The organism is Roseiconus nitratireducens, assembly GCF_008629675.1.
GTDB classification, from domain to species: Bacteria; Planctomycetota; Planctomycetia; order Pirellulales; family Pirellulaceae; genus Stieleria; species Stieleria nitratireducens.
The window spans coordinates 391,692-404,829 of the sequence record NZ_VWOX01000006.1 but is presented as its reverse complement, the minus strand read 5'-3'; the positions used below and the strand labels follow the sequence as shown (position 1 = coordinate 404,829).

6 protein-coding genes are annotated in these 13,138 nt (G+C 60.5%); 5 read left to right on the top strand and 1 reads right to left on the bottom strand.

Annotated elements, in window-relative coordinates; translation table 11 throughout:
• Positions 1-30 precede the first annotated feature (30 nt).
• Genes FYK55_RS13255 through FYK55_RS13235 form a run of 5 tightly spaced genes read left to right on the top strand, consistent with a single transcriptional unit; the run spans position 31 to position 11,638 of the window.
• Positions 31-2,919 carry a PD-(D/E)XK nuclease family protein gene (locus tag FYK55_RS13255; RefSeq protein ID WP_150076897.1) on the top strand — a complete coding sequence of 963 codons (2,889 nt, stop codon included), beginning with the start codon at positions 31-33 and terminating at the stop codon, positions 2,917-2,919.
• On the top strand, positions 2,916-5,462 hold the full coding sequence (locus FYK55_RS13250; protein ID WP_150076896.1) for a UvrD-helicase domain-containing protein: 2,547 nt from the start codon (positions 2,916-2,918) through the stop codon (positions 5,460-5,462). Before FYK55_RS13255 ends, FYK55_RS13250 begins: the two co-directional genes overlap by 4 nt.
• A 54-nt stretch (positions 5,463-5,516) precedes the next feature.
• The gene (locus FYK55_RS13245; RefSeq protein WP_150076895.1) at positions 5,517-6,854 is read left to right on the top strand and encodes a metallophosphoesterase family protein; all 1,338 of its coding nucleotides are present in this window, start codon (positions 5,517-5,519) and stop codon (positions 6,852-6,854) included.
• Entirely contained in the window at positions 6,851-10,402 is a 3,552-nt protein-coding gene (locus FYK55_RS13240; protein ID WP_150076894.1) for a YhaN family protein, read from the top strand. Before FYK55_RS13245 ends, FYK55_RS13240 begins: the two co-directional genes overlap by 4 nt.
• A gap of 57 nt (positions 10,403-10,459) precedes the next feature.
• Positions 10,460-11,638 carry a hypothetical protein gene (locus FYK55_RS13235; RefSeq protein ID WP_150076893.1) on the top strand — a complete coding sequence of 393 codons (1,179 nt, stop codon included), beginning with the start codon at positions 10,460-10,462 and terminating at the stop codon, positions 11,636-11,638.
• On the opposite strand, the gene FYK55_RS13230 is transcribed toward FYK55_RS13235, so the two are convergent.
• Entirely contained in the window at positions 11,635-13,134 is a 1,500-nt protein-coding gene (locus tag FYK55_RS13230; protein WP_150076892.1) for a hypothetical protein, read from the bottom strand. The genes FYK55_RS13235 and FYK55_RS13230 overlap by 4 nt on opposite strands.
• Between the last annotated feature and the right edge of the window lie 4 nt (positions 13,135-13,138).

Genomic DNA, 13,138 nt, shown 5'->3' with positions numbered 1-13,138 from the left:
TCCCCACCGTTCGCTACCGGCCGCCCGCCAATGTCGCTTGAATTGTTTCCGGATTTCGCCTGCCAACGGGTGTTTCTGGGGTGGGATGCGCCGTTGCTTCCCGCGGCCGTGAAACATCTGGCATCCCAGGCGGGAGAGGGGCATCGCTGGCGGCTCTCCGATTGGGTTTGCGTGTTGCCGTCGGCCCAATCCCGACTGCGGTTCCGCCAGCTGCTGCAGGCGGCGGTTCCGGAATCCGATCGTGGCAATCTTCCGACGATCATCACGGCGGGGGAGTTGCCCGAAAGGTTGTACGAACCGTCCCGCACTCCGGCGATCGAGTTCGAGCAGACGCTGGCCTGGACGCGGGTGTTGCGGCGACGTGATCCGATCGAGTTGCGGCCTTTGTTGCCGGTCTTGCCGGAGGGAGAGTCGTTGGAAGCCTGGATCGAGCTGGGCAGCACCCTGCGGCGGCTGTCGGAGGATTTGGCCAGCAATGGAGTCTCCTTTGCCGAAGTTGTCGATGCCGCCGACAGCGACGCCGACCGGAACCGTTGGGAACTGCTGCAGGGTCTCTTCGATGCTTACCTGCGGGAATTGCGTTCGGCCTCGCTGAGCGATCCGCTGGTTGAACGGAGACAAGCGATTTCGGCTGGCCGCGTGCGCAGCGACCGCCCGATCGCATTGGTCGGCACGAGCGATTTGAATGAGTCAATCGTCCAGTTGTTGAATCAGCTGGACGGGGAGGTGATCGCTTGCATCGCCGCGCCACCCGAGCAGTCGGACCGATTCGACTGGGTGGGGCGATTCAAAACGTCTTCGTTCCTGGATTGGGAGTTGCCGATTGAAGACGACCAACTGATTCCGGCGACCGACATTTCGGACACGGCATCGGTCGTGTCCGGTCGAGTCCGACAATGCTTGGTTGACCGCACCCCTGATCAAGTATCGATCGGTGTGACGGACCCCTCCCATGTCTTGCCGATCGAGTTGCAACTGCTTGACCACGGGGTCGGCACGTATCGGCACATCGGTTGGCACGTCTCCATGACGTCCGTGGGGCGTTTGATCGAATGCATTCGTCGCTTGGTGATCGGCCGCAGTTGGGATGCGCTGGCGGCCCTGGTCCGACACGCGGACGTCCACCGAATTGCGAGCGAACAACTGCAGTTGCAATCGGTCGAATCCGACTTCTTGATTGACCTGGACCGGCTAAGGTCGGAACACCTCCCGGTGTCGCTGGATCATCCGTTGCCCCGTGGCATTGCCGATGCTTATCCCGCGGCGGTGCGCGTTCGTGACTGGGTGGACCAATGGCTGGCGGAATTCCTGTCCGTCGATCAAACGGATCGGGCAGCTCGACCGATCGCCGATTGGTGCGAAAGTTTGCTCCATTGTCTGGACCGTCTTTATGATGGCATGGTGACGAGCAAACCCCGTGACAACGAACCGGGGGACAACGGGGACAAAGCTTTGACGGCGGTCGCGTTGGAAAACGTGCGAGAGTTGCTGGGACGTTTCAGCCGGCTGAGTTCCCGGCTGGACGTTGCCGTGTCGGCTTCGTCAGCCATGGGCATGTTGATCGGACGGCTGGCTGAGGCTCGCGTGGGGAGGGACAAATCCGCCGAGGATGTGCAGATCCGCGGTTGGCTGGATCTTCCGCTGGACGACTCTCCGGCGATGGTGGTGTGTGGGCTGAATCATCCGTTTGTCCCCTCCGCAGTGACCAGCGATCCCTTCCTGCCCGGATCTTTGCGGGCAAAACTGCGATTGTCCGACAACGACCGGCGCTACGCTCGCGACGTGTTCGCGATGCAGGTCATGCTGTCATCCAGAAAGGAGATCTGTTTCGTGGTCGGCAAGACAGCCGCCGACGGTTCACCGACTCCGCCGAGCCGTTTGGTCGCCGCGGCGCGGCCGGAGACCGTTGCCCGTCGCATTCGGCTTCTGTCCCATCGATCCGCACACGATCGCGGCCCGGACGAAGATTCCCGCTGGGACGCGGCGCCGAAACGCACCGAATTGCCTCTTCCGACGGTAACACTGGATACCTGTCCGGTGCGTGGAATGAGTGTCACGGCCTTTAAAATGTACCTGGAGTGTCCGTTCCGTTTCTATCTTCGGCACGTGTTAAAGTTGAAGCCGGTCGACGACTCGGCTCGCGAGCTTGCGGCAAATCAGTTCGGTGACCTTGTCCATGCCGCGTTGGAAAACTTCGGGGTCTCGGATCAAAAGGACGAAGCGGACGAACAGAAGATCTTTGAAGCACTGCGACATCACCTCAATGAGCACGCGGCCAAACGCTACGGCCGGCACACCGAGAGTGCCGTCCGGTTGCAGATCCGTCAGGCCGAGTTGCGGCTTCGCCACGTTGCAGCCGCGCAAGCCGTGCGCATCGCGGAAGGCTGGCGTATCTATGACACCGAAGCCATCGTCGACGGAGACAAAGGCGCTGCGATTACCGTGGACGGCCAGCGGATGCCGTTGCACGGTCGCCTGGATCGAATTGACTATCACGCGGCGACCGGTCGGTGGGCAATTCTGGACTACAAAACCCACGGACACAAACCGGAAAAGAAACACCTTCGGACTGACCCGGCCAGCGGACAAATCCGGTGGATCGATCTGCAACTGCCGCTGTATCGCCAGATGATTCCCGCCTTGGGCATCGACACGGACCCCCGCGAGGTCCAATTGGGGTACTTTAATGTCAGTGACAAAGCCGAGCAGACTCGCGTCAACGTGGCCGACTTCGGCGAATCGCTGATGGACGAAGCGAAGCAATTGATTGAAGATTGTGTGCGGCGCATTTTTGCCTGTGACTTCGCGCCGACCACCGGTCGCGTGTTGTATGACGACTACGCGATGATCCTGCAGACCGGCGTCGCCAGCCGGCTGTTGCAAGAAGCGATGGTGTCCGGCGAGGGAGAGGACGAATGAGCACGGAGCTAGCAGAAGGTGTCCAGAACGCCGGGGACGTCTTTTCTGATTTGACGTTGCCGCCGTTGGTAGTCCGCGCGTCGGCGGGGACCGGAAAGACGTATCGGTTGACCGGCCGGCTGTTGCAGATTTTGTTTCAGGGCGCGGCGCCCGAAACCGTGTTGGCAACCACCTTCACCCGGAAGGCCGCCGGCGAGATTCTGGATCGAATCCTGTCGTCTCTCGCGGCCGCCTCGGATCCCGAGCAACCGGAGGCCCTGCAGACTCTGCGGCAGCAAGTGGGAATTGATTCCCTGTCGAACCGGGCCTGTTTGCAACTGCTGAAGAAACTGGTTTCGGAAATCCATCGAGTTCGGATCTGCACGCTTGACAGTTTGTTCACACAACTTGCCAAGGCGTTTCCGTTCGAGCTTCAGTTGCCGCCTGCCTGGCGATTGACCGATGAGATTGAAGAAGAGTGGCTCAGGGAGCGGGCCGTCGGTGCGGTCGTGTCGTCGCTGGGGCCGTCGGAGTTGTCGACCTTGTTGGCGATGCTCAGCAAGGGTGAAACCAAACGGTCGGTGGCTTGGGAGCTGTTGCAGGTGGTCTCCGGGGCCTACACCCTTAGCCGGCAAGCGGGCGAAGAGGCTTGGAATGATTTGCAGGCGCCGACGCAGCCGGACGACGTCATCCTCAGTCGCGCCGCTGCGGCATTCCGGCAGTGCGATCCTCCGCAAAAGACCGTCCGAAAGAAGTTGGATGCAATGGCGGATCTGCTCGACGCCCGTGACTTCGATTCGTTGACCTGCGAAACGTTGATCAAGAACTACGCGACCGCGCGACGCACCGGCGAAGTCACCAAACTGGGGCGTTCCGTGCTGCCCGACGGCTTGGATGAAGCATTGGGCACGCTGTACGCCGCGGCGAGATCCGCGACGCTGGCGGTGTTGGCCGCGCAAAATGGCGCCACCGGAGAGTTGTTGGCGTTGTACGACCGTCATGCCACGCAGCTGAAACAATCACTTCGGTTGTTGGGATTCGACGATGTCGCTGTTCGACTGGCGGGGCAATTCTCCGGCGTCGACGGCCCCACGCTCAGCCGCCGCATGGATGGTTCGATTGACCACGTTCTGTTGGACGAATTTCAAGACACGTCGCCGGCTCAATGGCAGGTCTTGCGACCGTTTGCGGTTCGGGCCGCCGAGCAGTCGAGCGAGCAGTCCAGCGGGAACCGGGATCCTGACGAACCCGCCGGGCGATCATTCTTTTGCGTCGGTGACACGAAGCAAGCCATTTATGGATGGCGCGGCGGAGTTGCGGAAATCTTTGACGCGGTGTGCGAACAGTTGCCCGGCGTCCAAACCGTGGAACAGAATGTCAGCTTTCGCAGCAGTCCAATCATCATGGACGCGGTCAATGCGGCGTTCGGTCACCTTTCGCGGCACGCACTGGCTGACCAGGCAGATGGCGATTCCGCCGACAAATCGGTAGACGAAGGGCGTGCGATCCGTGCTTTCACCGAACAATTCCCCAAGCACAGCGCCTCGGATCCGTCGTTGCCCGGCTACGTTCGCATGGAAACCTGTCGGGCCATCGAGGGACGCGACAGTGCCCAAAAAAACCTGGCTTGTTTTCGCTTGGCGGCGGAGCGCATCGCGGAACTGCATCGCGCCTGCCCCGAGAAGTCGGTCGGTGTTTTGACGCGGACCAATCAAGCGGTCGCACAGCTGATCTACCTGCTCGAACAGCTGGAAGTGGATGTCAGTCAGGAAGGCGGCAATCCGCTGACGGATTCCGCTGCCGTCGAACTGGTCCTGTCGGCGTTGATGATGAGCGAACATCCGGCGGACGGCCGTTGGGCCTACCACGTTGCCAATTCGCCGCTGGGCGCATCGGAGACCCTGAACGCGCGGTACGTGCGGGACCTCGTCACCGAGTGGGGGATCGCCCGCGCCGTCCACCAGTTGGCTGCGATGGTTGCCCCGGTGTGTGACCAACGCGATGCGACGCGGTTGAAACAATTGGTGCAACTGGCGATCGCGTACGAGCCGAATGCGACGCCGCGGCTGAGCGATTTTGTGCGGATGGTCCGGCAGAAGCGGGTGGAACGTCCCCGTGCCGCCGCGGTCCGCGTGATGACCGTGCATCAGTCCAAGGGACTGGAGTTTGATGCCGTGTTTCTTCCGGAACTTGATGGCGGATTGTCCGGCCGGCCACCCCTGTGCGTCGCTGATCGGCCGGAGTTGGTGGCGCCGCCGCGGGGAATGTCGCGGTACCTGACCAGCCAGGCATGGCATTTTCTGGATCCGCGGTGGCGTCGTGCGTTCGGTGAGGACACCGCGGGGCGGATGACGGAGTCGTTGTGTTTGCTGTATGTCGCCATGACACGCTCGCGACAGGCGCTGTATTTGGTCGCTCCGCCGTTCAAGCCGGAGGACAAGAAACCGTCGGCGTTGTTGTACTGCGGTTGGAACTGCGACGCAGATTGTCGCGCCGAAGAAACGTTGCTGTATGAAACCGGTGTTCCACGCTGGTGGATGCCGACTGAACGGGGCCGGAATTGACGGTGCAAAGTTCAGCGTCATTGATCGATTGGGAGCAGGAGAGGACAGAAAACCTTGGGTGATCGTAGAATCTTGCACGCGGCGGATATCCATTTGGATAGCCCGCTCCAAAAGTTGGACCAGTACGAAAACGCGCCGGTCGATCGGATCCGCGGGGCGACACGTCGCGCGATGGAGTCGTTAACTCGCTTGGCGATCGAAGAGCAGGTGGATCTGGTGGTGATCGCCGGGGACTTGTACGACGGCGATTGGGTCGATCAAAACACGGGATTGGCGTTTGTCGGCCAAGCCGCGAAATTGGTGCGTGCGGGAATCCCGTTGTTGGTCATCCGAGGAAACCACGACGCAGCCAATCAGATGACGGCTTCCCTGCCGCTTCCAAAGAACCCCGACGGAAGCGAGATTTTTCTGCAAACGGGGCAACCGGAAACACGCCTGTTCGAGGATCTGGGGTTCGCGGTCCACGGACAATCGTTTCGTTCTCGTGCCGAGCGTGCCAACCTGGCCGAGCGGTACCCGCCGCCGGTGACCGGGATGTTCAACCTGGGACTGCTGCACACGGGACTGGAGGGCGATTCCGGCCATGCCCACTACGCACCTTGCACCGCGGCCCAGTTGACCGACAAACAATACGACTACTGGGCGCTGGGGCATATTCACCAACGCGGTGATTACGCCTTGGAGGGTGGCGCGCCGATCGTCTTCAGCGGGAACATTCAAGGTCGGCACATTCGCGAGAGTGGGCCAAAAGGTTGTCTCCTGCTGGAAGTCGATGCAAAGAACCGATGCCGATACGAATTTCATGCGCTGGACGTGGTCCGTTGGCAACAGTGCACCATTGACGTCAGCCCCTTGAAACATCGCGACGAGATCTGTGATCGGTATCAAAGTTGGCTGGCCACGCAGATCGATTCCGCGGACGGCCGACTGTTGGTCGCCCGAGTGCGATTGCAGGGCGCCACGCGACTGCACGCGTCACTTCACCAGCACCAGGCTGCGTTGCGAGCGGATCTGCAGTCGATCAGTGTGGCCTTCGGCGCCGATCAGGTTTGGTTGGAAGATGTCAAGGTGCGGACAAAGTTGCCCGCCGAAGGCGGTGTCCGCGCCGAGATGGAGGGACCTTTGGAAAGTTTTGCCCACGTGGTCGAGGAACTACGGCAATCGTCCGACTTGGCTTCGGTGATCGGCGCCGAACTCAATCCCCTGGGCAGAAAACTGCCGAAGGAATTGCTCGGTGAATCCGAGCAAGCCGCGTTTCCGATGACCGATCCGGAATGGATCGAAGAACTTTTCAGTGCCGCATCGGCCGATGTCCTCGGGCGGCTGCAACCGACCGAAGATCAGGCGGCTGACGCAGCCGAACATCACGATCGATCGCAGGAGGCAACATGATTATTGAACGGCTGGATCTGCGAGCATTCGGGCGATTCACGGATGTTTCATTGGACCTCTCCGCGGCGCCCCATCGATTTCATCTGGTTTACGGACCGAACGAATCCGGCAAGTCGACGTGCCTGCGGGCCATCGAATCATTGCTGTTCGGGATACCGACACGGACTCCGGACAGTTACCTCCACGCCAACAGCAAGTTGCGCGTGGGGGCAAAACTATCTGATCACCGCGACGGGCCATTGGAAATCATCCGCCGCAAGAACGGCAAAGTGAAATTACACGGTGCCGATGACAAGACGCCGGTCGATGAAAACTTGCTGGCGGACATGCTTGGTGGGATTGACCTGGAGACCTTTCGTCACCGCTTCGGGCTGTCTCACGCGGAATTGGTCGCCGGCGGACAGGCGGTCGTCGACAGCAAGGGGGAATTGGGGGAAATCCTGTTCGCCGCCGGAGCCGGTGTCGGGCAACTGAAAGCGGTCCAGCTGGCTCTGGAGAATGAGAGTAAGGAGCTGTTTTTGGAACGCGGGAAGAAGAAGCTCATCAACGAGCTAATCAAACAGTTGGATGACAAACGCAAAGAGCTCCGTGCCTTGCAAACGATTCCGGCAGAGTACCGCGAACTGCGAACGAAGCTTGCCGACGCCGAAAAGCTTGCCACCCAGGCGGACGAGCAAATCGCCGACATCTCACGTCAATTGGAACGACAGTCGGCCTGTCGCGAGGCCCTGCGTATCGTTCCCTCGTGGCGAGCCGGAAAAGCACGGCTGGAAGAATTGCGGGAAACGCCCGATCTGGACGAGGATTTTTCCGGTCGTCGTCGTGAGGCGATGATCAAACGGGACACCGGCCGGCAGCGTGTCGAACAGCTCCGGAGCAAGCTGGCCGAAGTCGAGCTTGGTCTGGACGAGGATGCGGTCCGCTGGGAATTGATTGAATACGAACAACCGATCGTCTCGCATTTCCAAAACGTCGCCGCACGGCAGGTCGCATGCCGCGAACAAGTGGAGTTGCAGGGGGTGGTTCGCAATCATGATCGTCACCTGCGAGAGTACCTGCGCGACCTTCAGATCGATGTTCCTGACCAGTCGAACGCCCAGCAGATTGATGCACTCATCGAAAGACTTCACGTCAGTGATGCCGATCAAGTCCGCCTGGACGAGCTTGCCGGAGACTACGAAGTGTTGCGTAAAGAAGAACGTGACGCGTCGGAAAACGTTCAGGCGCTGAGGCGTCAATTGGCGGATCTGGACGACGAACTGGAACGGATTCCAAGCCAGCGCGATCCCGGTCAGATCGAAGCCGTTCTCGCGGACCTTGGGGCGCCGTCCGCTTTGCTGGAAACGGCTGAACAGCTCACCCGTCAGTCGGACGAGCTGCGAACCGAATGCACCGGGTTGTTGGCGCAGCTGAACTTACCGGCAATGGCGTTGGAAGAAGTTGTTCAACTTCAACTTCCCCCGGAAGCCTGGATCGAGCGCCACGAAGAGTCTCTGTCGCGACGCACACGCGGTTGCGAAGACGCTCGCACGCAACGCCAGAATTTGCAGAACCGCCAGCGGGAGGCGATGGATCAGCTGTCGCGTTTGCAATCCGATTTGCCCCTGCCCACCGAGCAGGAGTTGGAGGAGACCAGGCAATTGCGCGACCGCGCGGTTGACGCATTGGAGACCGACGTCGAGCGTCTGGAGCAGCTCCCCGAAAGGGTTCGCGCGGCACGCGGGGAGATCCGCCAGGCGGATCGTCTGGTCGATCGGATTCGGTCGCATCAACGGCAAGTCGCGGAGAGGGCGGCTGTGGAGCGTTCACTGGAGAGCGTTGCCGCGGAATTGGCCGCGTGCGAGCAGCTGTGTGAAAGTCGGGACAAGGAGCTTTCCGACGCGGAACAGGCTTGGCAGGAGCTTTGGGAGAACTGCGGCATTTCGGCCCAGGAGCCGCGTGCGATGCGAGCCTGGAAGGCGTCGCACGAAAGTTTGGTGGACCGGCACCGACAGCTGCAACAGTGCGGTCACCAACTGACGGCGGCCGAATCTCGGATCCGCCGCGCCGCTTCGCGGTTGGTTTCCGTGATCGAACAGAGCCAGGTTTCCAGCCCGGTGATGGCAGGGGGCGTTTCGACGGAACGAATCAACCTGGACGAAATGACGTTGGAGGCACTGCACGACCATGCGAACCGTCTGCGGGCGGAGCTGTCCGAGGTCCGGCAAAACCTGATCGAACTGAAACACCAGCGTGAGCGTACCGCGGCGGAGCTTCCAAAAGCTGAGGCTCGTCACCAGACGAGTGTCGAGAGAAGAGAACAGTGGGACCGGGACTGGAAGGACGCGATCGAATCGTTTTCCGGCAAAGTGGACTCCAGTCCCGCGGTGATTTCCAAGCGTCTGAAGAAGATTTCGAAAATGTTTGCGGTGCGAAGGGAACGCAACGCTTTGATCGGCCGCATCGAGTCCATCAACGATGACAATGCGAACTACGCGGACCAAGTCGCACAGCTTGCAGAACGCTTGGGAATTCCGATCACGGCGTCGGGATCCAGCGAGGAACTCGCGTGCGAGTTGCATCGCCGATTGATGGAAGCCAAGTCGGCAGCGGAGCATTATCGCCGCTTGGAGCGAGAACGCGATGAGCTGCGACAAGAGTTGAGAACCGAATCGTCGACCTTGTCAGCCGCGGACAGCGAATTGTCGATGTTGTGTCGCGAAGCGGGGACGCAGCAAACCGAGGCGTTGCCCGAGATCGAAAGTCGCGCGAAGGAAAAGTTGCGGGCCGCGGCTGATGTTCGCCAAGCCGAGGCGCAATTGACTTTGATCGCCCGGGGCGAGAATCTGGAATCCTTCGTCGAACGGGTTCAATCGCAAGATCCCGCCGAATTGGATCGACAGATTGAGGGGTTGCAGGCCGATCTTGCGGACCTTCGTCGGCGTCGTGAAGCAGCCCAACGGCAGGTCGGTGGGTTGAAGAGAGAGGTGGATGCGATCGATGGCGGTGACCGGGCGGCCGAACTGAATCAGGAGATTCAGTTGATCAGCGGACGGATCCAACGCGAGGCTCAACAGTACGCCAAACTGCGGATCGCGTCCTTGATACTTCGTCAGTCGATCGATCACTATCGGCGTGAACACGAGAGCCCGGTCCTGAAGTTGGCGTGCGAAGCGTTTCGCGACTTGACCTGCGGTCGCTACGTCGGGCTAAAACCCGAATACGATGATCGCGGCCGATCGACCGTGTTCGGCATCCAGAAGGAAGGTAAAGGGGAATCGCTCGTGCCAGTGGAAGCGATGAGTTTGGGGACCGCCGATGCGCTTTACCTGGCGATGCGATTGGCATCGTTGGAACATCAGTTGGAAGGGGGGCGAGCCGTTCCGGTCGTGATTGATGACTGCTTGATCCAGTTGGACGACGAACGAACGGTGGCGGCAATGAAGCGATTTGCCCAACTTTCACTGCGGACTCAGGTGATTCTGTTCACACACCACCGACACCTGATCGAGTTGGCCGAGAGCAATCTTTCATCCGAAGAGTTCCATTTGCATCGGCTGGCAGTGTAAGGTGAGTGGTGCCCATCGGCAGGCGTCGTCTTTACTGGCTGCAACGGTTCGTTGGTCGTGACAACAGCGAATGGCAAATCGGATTCGGAAGCACCTCCGTCCAACGTGGCGGATGTGGAAAGCGGACTGAACCCCTACCAGCCGCCGGCTCCGGTAGCCGAGGAGCCATCAAAAGGCGGGACGCAATCCGGCCAGGACTTGATGCGGTTCCGCTCCGACTGGTCGCGGGAAGGGCTCCACCAACGCCGGGTATCGATGCGGTCGAACACGCTGTTTTTCGTCCTCGCTGTCGCAGCGGCGATCGCCGCTGCATTCGTCAGTGTGACCTCGTTGGCTTTGGCGATGATTGCGGTTCCGGTCGGCATCGGATTGCTGTCCGGTTGGGCGCTAAGTAGTTTGTCTGGACCGTCGTCGCGGTTCTGGTTGTATTATCCGGGCTTTGCGGGACCGGTCGCCGGTTGGTTGAGCAATGATTTCATCGCCGTCGATGGTCCCCATGCCGCCGTGGCGGCGAAGTTGTCCTCTCATGGCTGTCGCCGCGCGGGGGCAACGACGATGGTCACGATGCCGTTTGCAACGTTGCCGGTGCCGGTGATGGATAGCGACATCATTGACGGCGACGAAGCCCCAGCAATCAATCGAGAACCCATCGCCGCCATCCGCGAATTGATGTCGCTTCAAAACACGATGGAGATTCGCGGCGAACTTTCCGAACGCGACTTCGCGGGCACCCCGAGGGCGCGTTGGCGAAAACTGGGTGTCGCCTGTTGCTTGGTGCTGGCTGCCGTATTGCTGGCGGTTGCCATCGGGATTGGAATGTCACTTTCATCCCGTGCCATGGCATTCCCCCGTGGTTATGCCATCCGCGATCAGCAAGTCGGTCGCGAGAACGGAGCGTTGGTGGCCTTAGCCATCGGGGTCGTGGTTTTCATCGCCGGCGGCTGGCAATGGATTCTGGGGCGAAGTTCGATCGGTGAATTCTATTGGTCGCTCAGTCCGAAATGCGTCGCTGTGGCGGCCGCACCCTACCGTGTTTGCTATGCCTACCATGATGCCGCCCTGGAGCATTTTCGCTGGTCGATCACGGGGTTGCTTCTGGTCGGGGGCGACGGAAAGGAACGGTTGCTGTTGCCCGCGCGTTGGCTGACCGCAAGGCAAGCGGCACAATTGGCAGCGTGGTTTCCTGAACCCGATACGAATCCCGACCGCAACTATTTCGTTGGTCCATCGATCTAGCGAGCTTCGATCGGTGCTCCGTCGGAGCTGCCGGGGGCGTTTTGGGACGGAAGAGCATCGGACGCGCGTCGACGTTGCTTCTCGGCCAGCCGAATTCGGTCGGATGCCCTGCGGTTATGGCCTTCAAGATGGTCGTTCCATCGTCTGCGACCATGCGCCTGGATCGGTGCCGGAGCCACCAGGAAGACGGTTCCCAAGCCGAAGATCAATCCGGCCATCATCGAACCGAAGGTCATCGTCGCGGTCCCCGGACCCACGGGGCGGTCGGAGACCTGCGGGGGGCCCAATTGGGAGACCAGGCTGGTTGCCATGGCGGCCGATCGGCTGGCATTGGCCTCCGCCAGGCGTTGTTCCGCGGCGGCAAGCTGCTCGGTGCGCTGTTTCAGTTCAGCGTCAACTTTGGCGTAGCTCACGCGAGCCTCCGCCAGGGCTTCCAGTCGATGGGCAAGCTGGTCTTTCTTGGTGGTCAGCTTCGCAACTTGAGCTCGTTGCAACTGCAACATGGGTTGCATCGAAGCGATGACCGATTGCGTTTCCAGGATGATTCGTTCGCGAATCTCCTGCTCCGTCGCAATCGCTGCTTTGCGTTTCGGGTTCTCCAAGGTGTAGATGCCTGACAGTTGGCTGGATTTCAGCTGCGCGTCGATCAACCCGTCTTTCAAGCGTTGCAGAGAGGGTTGGCTGTTGAGCAGGTCGCCACCGCTGATCAGCAGGTTTTGTGGATCTTCGGCTCCGGCGACCAGCAAGCGATGCAGCGATTCCAGCTTGTCCAGTTCCAATTCGGCTTGTTGGAGTTGTTGTTGGGTTTCTTCAAGCGCGCGGCGGTTCGACCCTTCGCCGCTGAACTTGTCATTCAGATTCCGGAGCTCGGCCAGATCCGCACCGAATCGGCTTTCCATCGCTTGCATTTGATCCGACGCGGAAGCCAGATTGAGGCGTGCCAAATCGCGAGCGTGGGAGAGTTCCACGATCACGCTGTCGGCCCGCACGCGGCGGACATCACGAAGGTGTTTCGTCAGGTTGTCGAACATCGCGCGGCAGAAAGCGATCGAACGTTCCGGGCCTTCGGCTTGAACCTGCAGGTACACCACTTCCGTGTTCCCGAACTCGGCACCCTGGGGCGCAAGAATGTTGACCGACTCCTTGATGGTTTCGTCAATGTCGCGAATGGACGGCCAATTGGGGGCGGAATCGTCGTCCGGGGGACCAATCTGGCGGAGCGCTGCGGCCACCACCTCCCGGTTCTGAGCCATTTCCAGAATCGTTTCCTGGGCCGCCTTCAATTCCGTCTGGCTGGCGAATCGTCCCAACCGGTCGACCGTGCTGCCGGCTTCGTCGCGAACCACAAGCGGCTGACGCGCACAGTAGATGTCGGGTGACAGGAGCGAATAGGTGACGCCGATGGTGCCGAACAGCAGGATGGCCCCGACCCACAGGGGGGCGAATAAGATCAGAACGTTGCGAACATGTTTCCAGGGGATGGGCGCGGAAGACATAGCG

Excerpts from the sequence above, each read along its gene's own strand:
- FYK55_RS13250 (WP_150076896.1), top strand. The coding sequence starts at position 2,916 with ATGAGCACGGAGCTAGCAGAAGGTGTCCAGAACGCCGGGGACGTCTTT.
- FYK55_RS13240 (WP_150076894.1), top strand. The coding sequence starts at position 6,851 with ATGATTATTGAACGGCTGGATCTGCGAGCATTCGGGCGATTCACGGAT.
- FYK55_RS13255 (WP_150076897.1), top strand. The coding sequence starts at position 31 with ATGTCGCTTGAATTGTTTCCGGATTTCGCCTGCCAACGGGTGTTTCTG.
- FYK55_RS13230 (WP_150076892.1), bottom strand. The coding sequence starts at position 13,134 with ATGTCTTCCGCGCCCATCCCCTGGAAACATGTTCGCAACGTTCTGATC.